Origin of the sequence: Streptomyces sp. NPDC059256 (genome assembly GCF_042753785.1) — a bacterium.
In the GTDB taxonomy this organism is placed as follows: domain Bacteria; phylum Actinomycetota; class Actinomycetes; order Streptomycetales; family Streptomycetaceae; genus Streptomyces.
The window spans coordinates 44,995-63,047 of the sequence record NZ_JBHYZO010000014.1; the positions used below are offsets into that span (position 1 = coordinate 44,995).

Genomic DNA, 18,053 nt, shown 5'->3' on the forward strand with positions numbered 1-18,053 from the left:
TCCTCCGATTTTTCAGCGGTCCGCCCTGACCTTGTCGTCGTGGCGTGAACGCCTCGTCCATGGTGCTCTGACCTGTGCCGATGGCAGAGTCAGCGGCCGGAACGGCGTCGTGCCCTCCTGCGTAGGACGAAGAGGACGAGCAGCACGGGGAGCAGTGCGGACAGCCATCGCAGGGCGGCGGACGCCATGTTCCCGGCGGATGCTTCCTCACCGTCCGACGTGCCGGGCTCCGTACCTTCGTCGACGCTCTGCGCGCCGCCTCCGAGCCACACCTGTCCCTGTTGGGTGTCCGTGACGGGCTGTGCCAATGACCGGCTCACGTCTCGGGTGAGTGTGGGCCAGCGCTCCTTCAGCCGGTCGCCCGACATGGAGGTGAAGGGGACGGCGGTGAAGTCGACGCCCCCGTAGAGATATGTCCTGGTGTACTCGGTGTTGCCCTCGCGCGTACGGTGCGTCACCTTGAACTCGCCGTTGGTGTAGGAGCGTACGTACTGGTCGAAGGTGTCGCGGGGCGTCCAGCTCTTCGCCGTGGCGTACGCACTGATGTCACCGTTGTCGATCATCGAACCGTACGTTGTCTTCGTACGGGTGCTCAGTTGGCGGTACCACTCCGCCGCGACCCTACTGAGGTACACCCGTCGCAACTCTGCGTACTGGGGTGCCTTGTTCACGGCTTCGACCACCCTGGGCAGGATCATGCGCCGAAACACCTTCTCGTTGTGCTCCTGCACGGATGTCGACTGCTCCGCACAGGACATGGTCGCCTTCGCGCCGCGCGACTTCAGATACTGCGTCTCCATCTGCACATTCAGCGGTGCGTCGAGGATGTGCAGTTCGCCTTTTTTCTGGTGCACGGTCGCCTGCGACGGCACGATCCAGGTGCGGAACGACATGCAGTTCCCCGACAGTGCCTCCCAGTAGTCCGCGCCGAGCTTCGTATCCGGGTGGATGAATGTGCCGGTCGTCTTCTTCAGCAGCAGATCGGCTTCCAGCAGCACCCGTCCCGCATCGGTCCGGCCCAACCGGGAGTCAACGATGCGGTCGGGTTCATTGGGGTTGAGGTTGACCCAGAACGTCGAGGGCTCCAACCGCAGCCAGACGAAGAAGGCGTCCGACGACTCCTTGGCACCGGCGAGCCCGGTCGATCCGCTCCCCTTGTCCGATGCCGTCAAGGGGGCCTTGAAAGCATAGCGAAGACCACCGCCATCCGCCCCGGGATCGCTGAGGTAGCGCAGTTCAAGACGGGAGAAGTCGATACCGCCTGGTGCCTCGTGCGGTGTTGTCAGACCCTGTACCAGACCGCCTCTGACCTGCTCGTCCGCGCCATCACAGCCGGCGATCCGCGGTGTGGAACGGGCTGCAAGGCGAAAGGTGGCTGCTCCGGACTGTGCGAGGCTCTGGGCCTGCGGCCTGGGGCAGTTCGATGGAGCCGCAGTGAAGAGGGACCTGGCCGCGGTGTCGGTCTTGCGTGCCGTGTTGATGTCCTTGCGGAGGTTGCCGCGAGCCGTGGCTGCTCGGACGCTCTCGATGTCCCGGTAGCGGTCGATGATCTGCTGCCGAGCGGCCTCCGCGGTCTCCCGGCGAGCGGCCACCTTCTCCATCTCCTTCTTGATCAGTTTCCGCTCGTTGGCACGTTGTGCGGCCGGCAGTTTGGCAGCCTTCTGCGCCCGTTCGACGAGTTGCCTCTGACTGTTCGCGGCCTTGTGAACTTCGGCTTCGGCCTTCTTCAACTCGGCGTTGCGCTGGGCCCGCTCCTGGCGGCTCAGACCGTACTCCTGCGCGTGATAGGTCGGTGTGCCGTCCTCGATGACCTCTTCGTCGCACTCTTCGCACGGCCCCCGATCGGTGTACCAGGAGAGTGGTTTCAGAGCGGCTCTGCCGGTCCTGCGCTCCTGTAGCACATTCCTGATCAGCTTCTCGGAGTGCAGGCCCGTCTTCTTGCGGCCTTCCCGTAGGCCGGGAAAGCTCATCGCCCGCACCATCAGCAGGTTCTTCACGCCCTCGGCGCGCAGGTTCCGATAGTCGCCGGGCCGCAGATAGCGTTTCCACGTCTCCAGGGGCACCAGCTTGAAGTCGTACGCCGGTGCCTCCTCGGGCCGGGCCGTCCGCAGTAGGGACTGGAGTTCCTCGTCGGTCCGCCCGCGTGGATCAACGAGCGCGGCGGCGACATTGGCGAACTCGCTGTAACCGTTGGCGTACTGGCCCGACTCATGGATGTAGGCGCCTCTGTACTCGGTGCCCAGACGGTCCCGGAAGTCGAATCCCTCCTGGCTGAACTGGTCCTCGTAGTACGGGACGAGCCCACCGGCGCCGTCCGCCACGGAACGCGTCGCGGCCTGTGCACCGGATACGACATCGACGCCGATCAGCGGAGCTGCCGCGAACCCCGTCAGGCAGCAGGCCGCCATCCACCGCCGCCACCTCGGCGCCCGTGTCCTTGAGCGTTCCCCAGTGTTCCCGCGCATGATCGAGTGCACCCCCGGATGTGCGCCTGTAGGACATCGGCGACCGTAGCCCGGGGGCGTACGACCCGCCGTTCATACGTCACGCATTACCTCGAAAGAGCGGCGCCTCGATCCGCCCCCGATCGGGTTCATGGCGACGCTCATGGGCGGGTGCCGGCCGCGGAGTTCATCTATCGACGCGCGCGCTGGGGCGCATGCCTGCCTCAGTTCCGGCATGGTGTCCATACGGGCGGTAGTAGAGGTCACATCCTGTCCGCTACTCCTGCGATGGTGGTCGTATGGCAGACAGAAGAATCCATGACGCCAGATCCGGGCCGGTGCAGACCATCGGCCCCAACCCGGTGGGGTGGCAGCCTGACCTGGTGCGGTGGCAGCGGGGCACCGGCACCCGGATTGAGCAGGCCGCACCACCGGGGTCAGTGGACGCGCAGCGGGACCTGACCCGGATTCGTAACTTCGATGGGAACGACAGCACTGTGACAGCAGACGAGCAGGAACAGTTCCGCACCCGGGCAAGCGCCCAGGGCAGCGGCGGCAGGACACCCTGCCAGAAGACCGGCACCATGGCGGGCGATTGTCATATCGCCGGGGGTCATCTGCCCGCCCCCGCCGGGCAAGGGGCCGGTGGGGAAGAGTTCGGAAGCATGACCCGATGAACGTCCTCGACACCCGGGCACTCAACCGTGCCACGCTCGCCAGGCAACTGTTGCTCGATCGCGCCGACCTGCCCGTACTCGACGCCGTCGCCCACCTCGGCGGTCTGCAAGCGCAAGAACCCCAGGAACCGTTCGTCGGGCTGTGGTCGCGGCTGAGCCGGTTCGACCCCGAAACGCTCTCGAACCTGCTCACCCAACGGGACGTGGTACGGATGCACCTCATGCGCCGTACCGTCCATCTGGTCACCGCGGACGATGCCTTGGCCTGGCGGGCACGACATGACGGCATGCTGCGCCAACGGGTGCTCGGCACCTATCGCCGAGAACTCGACGGCGTGGACCTCGATGAACTCACCGCGGCCGGCCTGGAGGTCATGGCCGACGAAGAACCCCGTTCGATGTCCCAGCTCGCCAGGGCGCTCGCCGAGCGTTGGCCGGACCCGGGGCCGCGAGCGCTGGGAGAATTGCTGATCGCCGCCCTCCTCCCGACGACACAACTGCCGCCGCGCGGGCTGTGGCGCACCAAGGGGGGAGCGCGGTACGCGCTGCTCTCCTCATGGCTGGGGCGCAGCATCGACCCAGCTGCCGCGCCGGGCACCGACCCGGTCGGTGAAGCGCTGGTGCGGCGCTATCTGACCGCGTTCGGTCCCGCCGCATCGGCCGACCTGCGTGCCTGGTGCGGTCTGGCCGGACTCCCGAAGGCGATCGCCGCGATGCGCGAACGCCTGGTCAGCTTCCGCGATGAGCGAGGTCGCGAGCTGCTGGACCTCCCCGACCTCCCACGCCCCGACCCCGACACCCCCGCGCCGGTGCGGTTCCTCCCCGCCTTCGACAACGCAATCCTGGGCTATCACGATCGCAGCCGGATCATCGACGACGCCCATCGCGGCCTGTCCGTCGCCGGCGAGCGCGTCGTCCTGGTCGACGGCCGGGTCTCCGCGACGTGGGGCGTCGACGACGACACCGTGGTCGTCACCCCGCTGCGCCCCTTCTCACGGGCGGATCGTGCCGGCGTCGCCGAACAGGGAGGTGAACTGGCGTCGTTCCTCTCCGGCGACGCGAGCGATCGCGTTCGGATTGCCGCGTCTCCGCGATGAGCCGGCCGTCGACCGCTCTTAGCTGCGTCAAGCCGTCTCGACCTACGCCCAGGCGATCTGGCAGGTCGGCGCCAAGCCGAACTGCACGTATGGCCGGGCGCGTTCCACGGGTTCGACGCCCTCGTACCAGGAGCGGCACTCGGTCAGGACGCCCGCAACGCCCGGCTGCGCTGGCTCCGACGTCTCCGCGCCCAGTCCCACGAAGGCAAGGGGCTACCGCTTGAGCCCATCACGCCGGGGGGCGTACGTCGATAAGGGAAGCGCTACAGGCCGAACTCCCGGCGTGGTGTCCTGTGAAGGCGGCACATGGAGTCCTCGATGCGTCCAGTCCGCCATCAGCGGGCCCTGTCTGATGGCGGACTGGCGGTGCTACCGTCCTACGTCCTGTCCGGGGTCACACGGCGAGATAGCCGCCGTCGACGGGAATCGCCGCTCCGGTGACGAATGCCGAGCTGTCCGAAAGGAGCCAGGCCACGGCCTCGCCGACCTCGTTCGGCTGGGCGAATCTGCCGAGCAGGTGTCGCTGGCGGAGGCCGTCGAAGATTCCCGAGAAGCTGGGCTCCTCCGCGATGCGAGCGACCATGGGGGTCTCGACGATGCCCGGCAGTACGGCGTTGACACGGATGCCGTGCTGTCCGTAGTCGGCAGCGGCAGCACGGGTGAGGCCGATGACACCGTGCTTCGCGGCCACGTACTCACTCGCATTGGCAACGGCCACCTGCCCCAGAGCGGACGCCGTGTTGACGATGGAACCGCGGGTGCCCGACTCCAGCATCGCCGTGATCTGATACTTCAGGGAGTAGAAGACACCGGTCAGATCGACCCGGATCGCCCGGTCCCACTGCGCAGCAGTGAGCTGGTGCAGCGGCGTCGCGGCCTGCTCCACACCGGCGTTGTTGAACGCACCGTCGAGTCTGCCGTAACGGTCGAGGGTCCTGGCCACCAGCGCCTCGGCCTCCTCCTCCACGGTGATGTCCGCACGCAGGAACGCGGCGTCTCCCCCCGCTTCCCGGATGGCCTCGGCCACCGCCTCGCCCGACTCGCTGATGTCCGTGACCACGACTCGTGCACCCCTGCTGCCCAACAGCTTCGCGGTCTCGGCACCGATCCCGCCGCCGCCACCGGTCACGATGACTACCCGGTCCTTGATGTCCATGGCTCTGTGCTCCTCAAATCCGTTGGGAAGTAGCTCTGCCGAACTCAATGCAGGAACGTTTCAGCGATAGCGATGGGGTCCTGCTCAACCCACCACCCGTGTCCGGTAACCGCCCGCCTGCGGTAACCGCTCGCGTTCGGCCCGAGGACACGTACTCATGACGCCCTCCGCTGAAGGCCGCACTCGTCCGAGCCGTGCCGCAGGGCGTGGACGGTGCGCACGGTCCTACTCATCCGCTGAGCCCGAAGGTTTCGGAGAAGCGGCCGACCATCAGGTCCGCACCCTTGTACTGGGCCGTCACTTCGGGCCCCAACAGTTCGCCGCCGGGCAGTTCCGTGGCACCGCCGGTGGGGCCCAACGGCAACAGGATGGCGGCCGGACCGGGCTCGTACGACGTCAGCTCCTTGCCGCCCTCGATCAGGGCCGTGATGTTTTCCGCGATCACCTCGGCGTGTCGCATGGCGGCCCCGGCCCGCTTGGGTTCGGCCACATCGGTGATGTCACCGAGGGCGAACACCGTGGTCTGGCCCTTCACCTGAAGGCTTGGCAGCACTTCGACACGGCCGCCGTCCAGCCGGGCCGGGGCGAGCGAGCCCGAGAGGTAGTCGCTGGCGGGTGTGACTCCGTAGGCCCTGAACCAGACCTGCGCGCTCACCTCGGCGCCCGAACGGGTGGTGACGTCGAACGCCCCCGCCGTCCCGACCTCGGTCGGTGGCTCCTGGGCGAGCGAGTCGTTGAGCAGCAGTTCCACACCGAGTTGGTCCAGTTGGCGCAGGATCTCCTCGCGGAACGCATCGGAGTAGCCGCTCAGGATGCTCGGGGCCGGGTCGATGATGACGACCTGCTTCTGCGGCCATCGGGCCTTGATCTCCCCCGCGAACTCAAGGCCGACGGGCCCCGCTCCGAGGAGAAGGACCTTGTCCGCCACGGTGAGCTGCTTCTGCGTGGCACCGAACTTCTCCAGGGAAGCCGAGGAGTCATCGAGGTCGCTCTTGGCGGGGAAGGGGTAGCTGGAGCCGGTGGCCAGGACGATGTAGTCGGCATCCAGCGCGTTGCCCGAGGCGAGCGAGACCGTGCCGGGCTCGACCCGGACCGCGCGGTCACGGACGATACGGCCCCGGCTGAGCAGATGGTCGTAGGGCAGGAAGATCTGGGGGGCGAAGTCAGAGTCGACGGCGGCACGCAGGGCGCCGACATTGTGCAAGAAGGCGTCCTTGGGCTCGACGAGGGTCACGTCGGCCACAGCATCCAGGGCCTTGGCCGCGGCGCTGCCGCCGTAGCCGCCGCCGACGATCACAACTTTGGGGGACATGGTCTCTCCAGTACGAGCATGAGAAGCGGTGTCGGATCGAAGCGATCCAGAAATCCTGCGGGCCCGGCCGGGGCAAGAAGCCCGGTGGGCTCCGTCGGAGCAAGAAGCCCGGTGGGGGCACGTGTACACACCCGCGTCGTCCCGGTGCGTCGACGGTGCCCGTGCGGCGGCCGGAGCTGGGGGACGACGTGGCGGGCGGCAGACCGCTGTCGGGACGCCCGGGGGGACCGGGGCGGCGCTACCGCATCACGTGACACAAGAACTCCAGGGTCAGGGCCTGTCGCTACGACACATGAAAACTGTACAACCGTTTACTTTTATTCCTCGGGCGCAGGGGCCGGCCCTGTCTGCGGGAGATTCCGCCTCCGGGAGGTTCCGCAAATCCGGGAGGTTCCGCGAATCCAGGGGCGGAGCAGCCGAAGCAGTCGTCCGTACGCATGCCGTCCGGGGCTCCGTCGAGCCGACCAGCGGAGGCCAGCACGGGCAGTGCGATCCCGCACTCGACGGCGGTACCTCCCCAGGGCGCGTTCGCGCCCCTGCGACACCCGGGTACGGGGATCCGGGTCAGGGACCGTCGGTCGTCTCCTGCCTACTCTGTGTCGTCTCCGGCGCGCCCTGTGGGGTCCTGGCCGTCCCATCTCCAACCGGACGTCGCCAACAGATAGCCCAGCTGGGCCCGACTGTTGCTCCCCAGCTGTTTTGAGACCTTGCGTATGTGCTCGGAGACGCTGCGTCTGCTCATGCCGAGCCTGCGCGCAATGGAGTCGTCGGTGTCACCGGAGACAACTGCCCGCAAGATCGCCTGCTGGACCTCCTGGGTGACCCGCGGTGGACGCGGCCTGCTCTCGCCATGCACCGGGAGCGAACGGCTCCACGCGCTCTCGAAGAAGAGACAGATGAAGCGGACCATCCCGGGGTGACGTATTTCCAACGCGGCATCCGCACGCTGGTCGGAGACCGGGATGTACGCCACCTCGCGATCCAGGACGATGAGCCGTTCGAAGACCTCCGCGAGGGTGCGCACCTCGGCGCCGGCCCGAGTGGTGGCATCGACGTAGGCCAGGGTCGGCTGGTGGAGGCGGATGGTGTGCTGGTAGATGGATCGCTGCCGCACTCCCCGCGCCAACATCCGTAGATCGCGGGTGATCGCCTCTTCCAGCACATCGACCGGGCGTCCTCCGCCCGGCTGCGCGGTCATCACCTCGTGATGGACGTTGTTCACGGTCGCTTCGAGGGTCCTGCTGATCAGTGCCGCTCCGGTGAGAAGGGTGGCACCCGGCATCTCGGAGCGCTGGGCTTCCGTGTACAACTCCCCGAAGCGGGCGAGTGCCGCCCGGGCGGACCGCAGGTTGCTGCGTTGCTCCGCGAACACATCCTCCAACGGTTGCAACGCGGCCGGCGCCGCGGTGTCGGGCGGAACGGGGAGGACGGATCCCGGATCCCGTGGATCGTCCGCGAGCAGATGGAGTTGCCACAGACAGGACGGGGCGTCGGTCCCGGGGAGCCGTCCTGCATCGAGTAGGCGCCGGTAGAAGTCCTGGGCGGGCCCACAGGCCCCTTGCGCGGTCGTTTTGCCACATCCGCACGGTAATGGTGCAGATTGATTGTGCTTCACAAGTACGCAGATTACATGCGTACGCAGGCTCGACGCGGTGCGCGATGGCACCCCCGTAGCAGGATGCGAACCGTGCCCTTGAGGCACCCGCACGGGCGATCACAACCCATGGGTGTCATCGCACCACCGCGACCTGGACCGGTGCGCAGGGCTGGGGCGAACGACATCACAGCCGTTTCGCCACCTTGAACTTCGTTGCGCTCAGGGGGATTCAAGCGATGTCCGTACGCACACTCGTCCCGCCACGGCGACAGGCCCCGGATGCAGGACCGTTGACGGGCCCCTGGGACCATCCCGGACCGATCGATGGACCCACACCTCACTCCGATCTGTGCGTCGCAGCACAGTCCGCATCGCCGTCGGCCGGCCGGCCACTGCCGTCCGTCGTGCTGCGTTCCACCGGCGTTCCCGCTGCCGATCGATTCGACTACTGGCGTGACCTGATGAGCTCCACGCATGCCCCCATGGATCTCTGGAGTGACGACGCCCGCGACTTCCGGGCGCGCCAGCGAGTCATCGAGCTCGGTGATGTGACGGTGTGGCCCGCCGCCTTCCCGCCGGTGACCTTCCGACGGACGGCGCAGCACATCCGTCAGTCGGACCCCGAGAACTACCATGTGTCCTTGCTCCTGCGCGGTGAGGGCCACATCGTCTGGGGGCGCCAGGAGATCAGCCGATACCCGCTCAGCTACCACACCAACGACACCTCACGCCCCTACGAGATCGTCTCCGGCCAGCAGCGCATCCTCCTCATCGGCGTGGAAGTGCCGAAGGCGGTGCTGCCGTTGCCCCGCCACCGCGCCGAGCGTGCGATCGGACTGCCCATGTCGGGGCGGGAGGGCATGGGGGCGCTACTGGCCCAGTTCCTCGCCCAGTTCACACGGAACCTCAATGACTATCGGCTCAGTGACGCCCCGCGTCTCGGGGCAGTCCTCACCGACCTGGTGGCGGCGATGTTCGCGCATGCGCTGGAGTCGGAGAACCTCCTGCCGCCAGACACCCGGCAGCGCGCGCTCGTCCTACGGATCAAGGCGTTCATCCAACAGCACCTGGCGGACCCCCACCTCACTCCCACGCACATCGCCGCCGCCCACCACATCTCCGTGGGCCATCTGCATCGGCTGTTCCGAACCGAGGGCACCACCGTGGCCGCACTGATTCGTCGCAGCCGTCTGGAGAACGCCCGCGCGGACCTCTCGGACCCGATCTGCGCCGGGCAGCCGGTCCACACCATCGGAGCTCGTTGGGGCATGCCCCAGGCGTCGGAGTTCAGTCGTGCCTTCCGTACCGCCTACGGCGAATCCCCCCGGGAGTACCGTCACAACACCCTCGCTGCGCCGGGTGCGTTCCTCGGCGCGGGCGGTGATGCGCCCACCGGAGCGTAGGCGATCACTTCATGTGCGGCCGAGCCGCCGCAGGGCGGTGACCTGTGCTTCCGTCCCAGGTCATGGGGCACGCAAGCCAGGACCGACACGGTGTCGACGAGCGGGACCACATACCTCCCGTGGCTGGCCCCGATTGAATCGGCTGTCAGTGGGGCGTGTTACCGTCCGCCGATCGTTTGATTGATGGGGGTAGCTTTGCGAAAGCTCGTGGGAACCGGTGTTGCGGCGACACTGCTCGTCACCGGTGGTGTCGTGGGGGCGGGGACGGCCGTGGCGGCCGGGGATCCGACGTTCTACTTCGACCCGGTGCAGGACATGGCCCTGATGCCCGGTGTGGGCTGGGAGGAGTTGTCACCGCCGGCCACCGGCGGGCAGCAGAGTGGGGAGGCGGACGGCACCTTCGTCTACGCCCTGAGCAAGAAGCCACTCACGGATGCGCGCTGGTCCAGCGGCGGAGTGCCGACCGGGTTGAAGGTGGACCCGACGGCCGACTGCAAGGCGAAGACCGGGGTCACCGGTGTGTACCTGTGCAGCGTGAAGGGCTGGGGTGCCCCGGGGCCCACTGTCTCGGCGGCGAGCAGTGCCGCGAACGGCACGACGCTCTACTACGGCCTTGTCTACGTGCCGCGCGGGAAGAGCGTCGACGCGGGGATCAAGGAGGCGCAGACCGCCGGCTCGAAGGCCATCGGTCCGCGGCGCGCACACGCAACGGTCACGGCGAAGACCAAGGCACACGTCGCGAAGAACACCATGGCCCTGTCGACGGCGACACTGCCGGCCGGTGGCTCAGTGCAGCACACGGTGAAGCTGCACGCGGTCGACAAGGGCGAACTCCAGTTGAGCCTGTCCCAGGCTCCGGGCTTCCGGCGCTGGGACGAGGGCGAACTGAAGGTCAGCGTCGACGGCGTGAACGCAGGCGCCACCGGCGCCGAGTGCGATCACTCGCTCGGGGAGCTGGGCTGGGGCAATGACATCCGCTGTACCGTCAAGAAGCCCGGCGACTACACGGTCACCTACCGGTTGAAGGCCGCTGCAACGGCTCCGGCATGGCGGCTGCGGAACACCGCGGTCTACGAGGTGTACGGCTTCGGCACCGGAAACCCGCAGAAGTCGTCGGACTTCGCGGTGAGCAGTTCGATCCCGGTGACCGAGCGCTTCCGGGTCGTGGGCCGAGGCGCGGATGGCGAGCTGTACGACTATCGCGGCACGGGCAAAGCCTCGAAGCCGTTCGCTTCGGTCGAGCTGGTCGGCAGCAGTGTGAACTGGAACCAGTACTCGGCGCTGACCCGGCTGGCTCCGGTGACCGTCCAGAGCAGCGGCCCCGGTGCGGTGGCACGGGACAAGAGCGGTGTGTTGTGGTTCTACCGGACCTCCGGTGACGGAGGCATCTTCAAGAGCCGGCTGAGGGTCGGCGGGGGTTGGAACGCCTTCACCTCCCTGACCGGTGCGTCGGATCTGACCGGCGACAAGAAGGCCGATCTGCTGGCGCGGGACGCCAAGGGCGTGCTGTGGCTGTACCCGGGCACGGGAACCACCACGGCGCCGTTCGGTGCCAGGACCAAGGTGGGTACCGGCTGGAACATCTACAACTCGCTGGTGGGCGGCACCGACGTGACCGGTGACGGCACGGCGGATCTGCTGGGCCGGGACTCGACGGGCAAGCTGTGGCTGTACCGGGGAACGGGAGTGGCGTCGAAGCCGCTCAGCGGTCGGGTGCAGGTCGGCACCGGCTGGCAGATCTACAACTCCCTGGTGGCACCGGGCGACCTGAACTCGGACCGCAAGGCGGACCTGGTCGCACGGGATGCCGCGGGTGCCGTCTGGTTCTACAAGGGCACGGGTGACGCAGCGAAGCCGTACGCGGCCCGGGTGAAGGTCGCCTCCGGCTGGAAGAAGTACAACCTGCTCTTCTGACGGGCTCCGAACGCGGCTGACGGCCTCCGTCCTCAGTGGGCGGGGGCCGTTGTGCTGCCGGAAGAACGCCACTGTGTTGCCGTTCCCGCACCTCCTGGTCGGCGTCCGGGCAGCAGGCATCCGAGCGCCCAGACCCCAGGCGTCCGGGCAGCAGGCGCCCAGCAAGTGGGCAGCCCCGCTCCGAGGGCCGATCCGCGCGTACGCCGCCATCGGATCGGGTCCACGAGCCCGGGCCGTACGGCTGCCGAAGCCAAGGAACATGGTCACCGTGCGGTGGCGACGGCCGGTTCGGGCACCGACCGGTAGGCGCTCCGGCTCTGCGCAGCCCCCTCCTTCAGGTGAATCGAATGGCCTGTCGGCATATCCGGCTGCATCCGGAAAAGGATCGTGTGGGCGGGGTGACGTCCCGATCACCCATCCGTTCGCCGGGCTCTGTAGAGAGGACTGCACCCATGGTCACGAGGAAGATCCGCATGCCCGTCTGGGCGGTCACGGCCGTGGTGCTCCTCGGCGGCGCGGGCGTACCGACCGCGTTGTCTGCACCTCCCGCCCTGGCACAGACGCGGTCCGTCCTCGCGCTACCACCGCAACAGAACATCCCCGAGCTGGAAGCAGGGGGCCCGGCCAGGAGGGTGGTGCTGCCTCCGGACCGACAGGTCCGCCGCGGACCCGGCTACCTCGATGTGGAGGCGCCGCCGTACACCAGGATCGTCTCCCTGAACATCAACTGTGAGTCGCCGGGATGCACTTCGCGCGTCGCCCCGGACGGGCTGAGCGCGAGCGGGTACTTCCCGGCCAACCGGGTCACCTTCGCCCGCCCCATCACCGTCGATCTCGCCGCCGACTACGACGCACCCTATGAAGGGGGCTACTTCAACGGCTCCTTCACCCTTCTGGGCGAGACCCAGACCCTGACCGTCAGGATCCTGCCCGAGCCCGAGGAGTTCTGAGTCGGCGGCCCCCACCTGCTGGGCTCGGCGGGGTGGTGGAACCCGACCGGGCTCGCACCCTCCATCGGCCTCGCCACGCCAGGGCCGTTGTGCGCGGCCATCCGACAGCCGTCTCTCAGCTTGCCACCAACATCACCCACACCGGCCCCTTCGCGATGTTCAGCGGATCGCCGTCCGGTGTGGTGAAGGTCGTTCCACCTCGCGCCGAGGCGCGCTTCCACTCCCCCGGATATGTCCGCCCGTCCCGTAGCACCTCGGCGCTGCCGGAGCCGACGGTCACGGTCAGCGGGGAGTTGTTGCCCATGAAGTCCTGGAACTGGGACTCCTTGATCTCCACCCGCTGGACGACGACGGTCGCCGCGGTCACCGCCGTACCGTCCGGCTCGACCGCACGGCGACCGTCCATGGCGATCTGCCAACGGCCCCGATCGGCGGACCAGGTGAAGGTGAACCGAGCACTGGGGAAACGCACGGTGCGTTCGGTCACCGCCTCACCGCCACCCGGCGGTGGGCCCGTACGGAACCCGGCCCGCTCCAGGGCCTTCGCCCCGGCCGTGTCCTTCTGGACCCGCTGCGGCCGTACGTACAGGTTGTAGGGGGCGGTCCGTTCCTGGTCGCGGACGAAGGCCCCCGCCGGAGCGCTACCCGGGGTCACGGCGCGCAACGGCGCAGCCTCGATCAGCGGCAGCAACTTCGACTGGGCCCCGGAGAACACCAGCGTCGGGTCCGGGAACTGCGCCAGAAGCTCAAGATCGGACTCCCGGGCGCTCCGCACGGGTCCCACGGAGTCGGGGAGCCGAGTCGCGTACAGGGCCATGAGCCGGCTCAGCCCCGCCTCGACCTGCTCCGCGTAAACCACGTCCGCCGCGCTCAGCCCCGTCTGGGGACGGGCCTGCGGAGCATTGTCGATCTTGACGGCGAGCACGGGGCCCGCCGAAGGGGTGGCGGACTCCTCGGGCGAGGTCCCCGAACCGTCGGAGCACGCGCCCAGCAGGGTGGCGAGCACCACCGCGAGCACGGTGCCGAGCGCGGCTCTCCGTGTCCTGACCGACCGTTCCATCTTCTGCACCCCCGGAGTCGAGCGTGGGTCTCACCGTACGTCCGCCGGAGCCGTCCGACCTCCCGGGTGGTTCCTTCGGGTCCGCCGATGTGCGCGCGGTGGGTGGCGGCTGTGCCGCGTGCGACCGGGTGTCGCCCATGCCGGGCCGCGGACTCCGCTCAACTGCTCGAACAAACAGCCTAGTGGTGACGTACGAGGGGCTGAGCAGGTGGTCTCACCGCATGCGCAGGTGTCGGGAGAAGAACGACAGCACGTGATGACGCACCTGCCGCACCGACTTCGCCGGATCGCCCGGGCCGACCAGCCTGATCCGGTCATCGGCGGTCATCAGCCCGGCGATCTGCAACCGGGGTGCGATGGCCGCGTAGTCGGTGAACACCCAGTGCGCGGCGTCGTTGAGCTCTCGTCGACGGGCATGCCCACGCGAGTGCGCGAGCAGGGCGGACCAGGAGCGCTCGAACCGCGCACTGCGGTAGCCATCGGTCCCCAACAGCAGCAACGGCCGGTCCACACCGTGACGGGCGACCGGGAACAGTTCGCCCTCTCGACCGGGTCCGACCGATGGGTGGTCCAAGTACCCCTCAAGATTGACAGCAGCGCCCATGCGATCGTCCTCGTACATCACCTGGGCAGCGGTCGTCCCACCCGCCGAGTGGCCGTACACCCCCACCCGCCCCAGATCGAGCGCACACCCGAGGCCCTTCGGCAGCCTGCGTCCCTCTGCATCGGGATTCTGACCAGCCGCCAGTACGGTCAACTGGTCCAGTACGAACCGTACGTCTGCGATACGGGTGTCGATCATCGTGCGGAAGACCTGCGGGTAGTCGGGGGTTCCCGGTAGTGCGTACTCCCGTACGCTCCCGTCGGGAAACTCGACCGCACCGGATTCGCCCGGGTGATCGACGGTCACCACCACATGGCCGTGACTGGCCAGCTCTTCGGCAATGGCCGTGCCCACGGTGCGTGGGTCACCGCCTCCCGGGGTGTACAGCAGCACCGGGCGCGGGATCGGCTGCGCCGGCGCGTCCGTGTACGCATGGGTCATGGTGGCCGCCCAGTCCACCCCGCTCTCCGGCAGCTCCGGACGCAGATGGACGGTGTCGAACGCCGTGAACCACCGGGCTGCGACGGCGGTCATCTGTGGTGCGATCGAATGGCCGCGGACGGTACGGGCCGGGTAGAAGAGCGAGACCATCACCTCGCGAACACGGCCGGCGTCCCACGGGTCACGCCTCGCCCGATCGACCAGATGGAGTGTGGTGACCCCGATGCGGTGCGGCCCGGTGGGAGCCGGCAGTCTCAGGGTGAGGGCGTCCGTGGTCCGTTCCTGCGCAACGCCGTTGGACGCGAGCGATGCCGTGGCTACCGCCAAGACGGAGGCGATGACGGTCCTGCGGGCCACCACACCATCCCTCCCCCGGTCATGAGCACCATCAGCACCGCGTCCACTCGCTCCGGATCGACCGGCGCTGTGATCGTCCTCGTACCGTCCTAGGAACATGGCTGTCTCCCGCTGCCTCGGCGATGTCGGTCTTGCGCGTTCCGACAGCCCCCTGGGTGAATGAACGAAAGGGCATGGCCGGAATGCTGACGTAGGACAAAGGCGTGGGGCGAAGGTTGAGGTTCCACCCGAAACGATGGTGCAACGCGGGCAGGGAGAGTAGTGATCCGGATACGTTTCACGGCCGCCGACTTGGCACGGGTCCGGTTCGCACCCCGACCGGCTCCACTTGCGGAACTGAACGCGGCACTGATGATGATGTGCCACCCGCACGACCAACTGCTCTTCGGCCGTTGGAAAGAGCGGGTGCTCCGCTCGCTGCCGGCCGCTGTCAGCCCCTTGAGGGACCTGGTTCCCACGACACGGGCCCCGCGCTTCATCGATGTGTTCAGCGACAGCCTCGAAGGAGCACTGGAGACCGTACGGGCTTCGCCCCGAAGCCTGGTCCGCTCCGAGATCGAACGGGTCCACGCCAACGAGGGTTTCGCCGCACCACCGTGGATCCACGATCTGCACCGAGGTGACCACCGTGCCTGGCAGGTACTGCACCGGGCACAACACGCGGCGTTCGAAACGGTCGTACGCCCCGTCTGGCCTCTGGTGCAGGATCTGCACCAGAGGGAGTTCGCGCGCCATGCACTGACAGCGGCCGAACACGGCGTCGGTGCCGCACTCGCGGAGAGCGTTCCCGGTACCCGATGGCACGAGGACGTCTGGCAGCTGGAGGGGCCGGAACGGGACATCACCCTCCGTGGCCACGGCCTACTGCTCCTGCCCACCTTTCACTGGACCGGCCACCCGCTCATGTCCCAAGTCCCCGATCAACCGCTCGTCGTGACCTTTCCGGCAGGTCCGGGGCTGCCGCTCACACCGACCGGTTCGCAGAGCGCGGACGAGGCGCTGGCCGGCGTCATCGGGCGGACCCGATTCAACATCCTGCTTCGCTCGGCGGAGGAGCACACCACCAGCGAGCTCGCCCGGCTGCTGGGGGTGAGCAACGCGACCGTCTCGGCTCACACGACCGCGCTGCGCAGCGCCGGTCTGATCACCACGGTCCGCGCCGGGCGGGCGGTACTGCACCAACGCACCGCAGTGGGAACCCTGCTGGTCCAAGGTCGCGAAGTGCTCAACAAAGGAGCGGGTTGATGTCGTTCGCTGCCCGCCCACGGCTGCCGTCCCCTCTGGGCGGTCCGGAAGGAGTCCCCATGACAACGCCAGAAAACCTGGGCGAAGAAGTGCTGACGGGCGGCGGAGTCAACCATGTCGTACGGATCGGATCGACTGTCCGACGGCCGGTGGGGCCGTGGACCCGCACGGTCCATGCCCTGCTCGACCATCTGCGCATGGCGGGGTTCGCCGGTGCGCCGCGCGCCCATGGGTTCGACACGGAGGGCCGGGAGGTGCTGGATTTCCTGCCCGGCCATGTCGCCGACCATCCCCTGCCGGACTATGTGCGATCGGACGCGACCTTGTGTGCGGTGGCCCAACTGCTGCGCGATTACCACGATGCCACCGTCCGCTTCGTTCCCGGGGCGGACGCCGACTGGTACTTCCCCAGCCGCGAACCGGCCGAGGTGATCTGCCATGGCGATGTCGCACCGTACAACTGTGTCTTCCGCGGTGGCAGGCCGATCGCGTTCATCGACTTCGATACCGCCCACCCCGGGCCGCGTCTCTGGGACCTCGCCTATGCCGCCTATCGGTTCGTCCCCCTGACCGACCCGGACCGCGGAGAGTTCACCCTGCCCGTCGAGGAACAGGCCCGTCGGCTGCGGCTCCTCGCGGATGCCTATCGGCTGGGTGTCGACGATCGCGCGGCACTGACCGCAACGGCCCGGGACCGCTTGGAACACCTGGTCCGCCATATACACGCACAGGCGAGGGCGGGTTCCACGGCGTTCGCCGGGCACATCGCGGCCGGGCATGACTCCCTCTACCGCACCGACGCCGCGCACATCATCCGCCATACAACGACCTTCTCGACAGCATTGATGCGAGACTTCCCGGCCCCGTGAGACTCAGCCACCGGGGACAAGGATTCTTGCCCTCCCTGGGTGCTGGTACATCGATGGGCGTCCGGCCCTCGGGTCGGGCGCCGCTTCCGCTCCGGTCATGGGTGCAGCTCGGCGTACACCGGTGTGCGCTCAAAGGGGAACTCGACATGGGAGTCCCCCGCGAAGCACTGGTTCGCGTGCCGGCGCATCCTGGATCCGTAGACGTCGTGGTCCATCAACTCGGTGTAGCCCCGCGATTCGCCCTCGGGCAGAAAGCCCGCTGCGTCGGCCAGATAGACATCGAGTCCCGGATACATGAGCCCGAGGAACGGCATGTCGTCACAGTCGAGGGCGAGCACCGGGTACTCGCCTTCTGCATCCGGCTCGGTGACGGCGAGGATCCGTCTGGAGTCCGATCCGCCAGGCAGCAGGAAACACTCGGAGAAACGCCCGGCCAGCCATGTGAACTCCTCGGCCCACATGTCGCCCATCTCCTGCCCCACCAGTTCGTCGAGCGGAAGCGGCGTGAAATCGCCGTCGGAGTCGAACCACTCATGGCGCTCCAGGAGGCTGGTGTCGAACGCCAACCAGGCGCGCAGGCTCGGTGACAACGGGCGTCCGGACGGAAACACGGCACCCGCGAGGGCCTTTTCGTCCATCGGGCGGGCAGCGGCACCCTCCACCCAGGGTATGTGCCGATACGACAGCACGGACGCCGCCGGATCGCGTCGCACCTTCTCAATGACCTGCTCCGTCAATGCCACTCCATGGGCAGGGCTTCCCGCCCCCTCAATCGTCATGGCCCGGACGGTAGCAACTCCCATTGACAGCAGATGGATCGGCGCCCCCTGATCCTGTCGTGGTCGACCCCGGGAATCGCCAACGGGCGGGACACGGTGGAGGGGCGGCGCAGTGGGCCCGCGAAGCCCCAGTGTCCCAGGACCGCGA

Annotated in this window: 14 protein-coding genes and 1 pseudogene; 8 read left to right on the forward strand and 7 right to left on the reverse strand. The window is 68.0% G+C overall.

Annotated features, from left to right (window positions below):
• Positions 1-89 precede the first annotated feature (89 nt).
• The gene (locus ACFXJL_RS25445) at positions 90-2,408 is read right to left on the reverse strand and encodes a hypothetical protein (protein WP_384695977.1); all 2,319 of its coding nucleotides are present in this window, start codon (positions 2,406-2,408) and stop codon (positions 90-92) included.
• 335 nt (positions 2,409-2,743) lie between these two features.
• On the opposite strand from ACFXJL_RS25445, the gene ACFXJL_RS25450 reads away from it, so the two are divergent.
• The 3 genes and pseudogenes from ACFXJL_RS25450 to ACFXJL_RS25460 all read left to right on the forward strand — a co-directional run.
• The gene (locus tag ACFXJL_RS25450; protein WP_384695980.1) at positions 2,744-3,121 is read left to right on the forward strand and encodes a hypothetical protein; all 378 of its coding nucleotides are present in this window, start codon (positions 2,744-2,746) and stop codon (positions 3,119-3,121) included.
• Positions 3,118-4,218: a winged helix DNA-binding domain-containing protein gene (locus ACFXJL_RS25455; protein ID WP_384695983.1), complete on the forward strand. Its 1,101-nt coding sequence runs from the start codon at positions 3,118-3,120 to the stop codon at positions 4,216-4,218. Before ACFXJL_RS25450 ends, ACFXJL_RS25455 begins: the two co-directional genes overlap by 4 nt.
• Before the next feature lie 43 nt (positions 4,219-4,261).
• A pseudogene (locus ACFXJL_RS25460) lies at positions 4,262-4,473 on the forward strand (alpha/beta hydrolase); the annotation flags it as partial.
• A 139-nt stretch (positions 4,474-4,612) separates the two neighbouring features.
• On the opposite strand, the gene ACFXJL_RS25465 reads toward ACFXJL_RS25460, so the two are convergent.
• From ACFXJL_RS25465 to ACFXJL_RS25475, 3 genes are all read right to left on the reverse strand, one after another.
• On the reverse strand, positions 4,613-5,374 hold the full coding sequence (locus ACFXJL_RS25465; protein WP_329026344.1) for an SDR family oxidoreductase: 762 nt from the start codon (positions 5,372-5,374) through the stop codon (positions 4,613-4,615).
• 229 nt (positions 5,375-5,603) lie between these two features.
• Entirely contained in the window at positions 5,604-6,686 is a 1,083-nt protein-coding gene (locus tag ACFXJL_RS25470; protein ID WP_384695987.1) for an FAD-dependent oxidoreductase, read from the reverse strand.
• A gap of 589 nt (positions 6,687-7,275) precedes the next feature.
• Positions 7,276-8,058, reverse strand: a complete 783-nt coding sequence (locus ACFXJL_RS25475; RefSeq protein WP_384695990.1) for a LuxR C-terminal-related transcriptional regulator — start codon at positions 8,056-8,058, stop codon at positions 7,276-7,278.
• Between the two features lie 461 nt (positions 8,059-8,519).
• Here ACFXJL_RS25475 and ACFXJL_RS25480 point away from each other — a divergent pair, with 461 nt between their 5' ends.
• The 3 genes from ACFXJL_RS25480 to ACFXJL_RS25490 all read left to right on the forward strand — a co-directional run bounded on the left by ACFXJL_RS25480 (position 8,520) and on the right by ACFXJL_RS25490 (position 12,550).
• Positions 8,520-9,686, forward strand: a complete 1,167-nt coding sequence (locus ACFXJL_RS25480) for a helix-turn-helix domain-containing protein (protein WP_384695992.1) — start codon at positions 8,520-8,522, stop codon at positions 9,684-9,686.
• A gap of 183 nt (positions 9,687-9,869) precedes the next feature.
• On the forward strand, positions 9,870-11,600 hold the full coding sequence (locus ACFXJL_RS25485; RefSeq protein WP_384695995.1) for an FG-GAP repeat domain-containing protein: 1,731 nt from the start codon (positions 9,870-9,872) through the stop codon (positions 11,598-11,600).
• 452 nt (positions 11,601-12,052) lie between these two features.
• The gene (locus ACFXJL_RS25490) at positions 12,053-12,550 is read left to right on the forward strand and encodes a hypothetical protein (protein WP_384695996.1); all 498 of its coding nucleotides are present in this window, start codon (positions 12,053-12,055) and stop codon (positions 12,548-12,550) included.
• A gap of 115 nt (positions 12,551-12,665) precedes the next feature.
• Here ACFXJL_RS25490 and ACFXJL_RS25495 read toward each other — a convergent pair whose 3' ends face one another.
• The gene (locus ACFXJL_RS25495; RefSeq protein ID WP_384695999.1) at positions 12,666-13,610 is read right to left on the reverse strand and encodes a DUF3048 domain-containing protein; all 945 of its coding nucleotides are present in this window, start codon (positions 13,608-13,610) and stop codon (positions 12,666-12,668) included.
• A 214-nt stretch (positions 13,611-13,824) separates the two neighbouring features.
• Complete coding sequence (locus ACFXJL_RS25500) at positions 13,825-15,012, reverse strand: alpha/beta hydrolase family protein (protein ID WP_384696002.1); 1,188 nt, start codon at positions 15,010-15,012, stop codon at positions 13,825-13,827.
• Between the two features lie 261 nt (positions 15,013-15,273).
• Between ACFXJL_RS25500 and ACFXJL_RS25505 the strand changes: the two genes are divergently transcribed.
• Both ACFXJL_RS25505 and ACFXJL_RS25510 read left to right on the forward strand, forming a co-directional pair.
• Entirely contained in the window at positions 15,274-16,257 is a 984-nt protein-coding gene (locus ACFXJL_RS25505) for an ArsR/SmtB family transcription factor (protein WP_384696005.1), read from the forward strand.
• 59 nt (positions 16,258-16,316) lie between these two features.
• Positions 16,317-17,126, forward strand: coding sequence for a phosphotransferase enzyme family protein (locus tag ACFXJL_RS25510; RefSeq protein ID WP_384696008.1), 810 nt, complete (start codon positions 16,317-16,319; stop codon positions 17,124-17,126).
• 95 nt (positions 17,127-17,221) lie between these two features.
• On the opposite strand, the gene ACFXJL_RS25515 is transcribed toward ACFXJL_RS25510, so the two are convergent.
• Entirely contained in the window at positions 17,222-17,905 is a 684-nt protein-coding gene (locus tag ACFXJL_RS25515) for a hypothetical protein (protein WP_358881917.1), read from the reverse strand.
• Between the last annotated feature and the right edge of the window lie 148 nt (positions 17,906-18,053).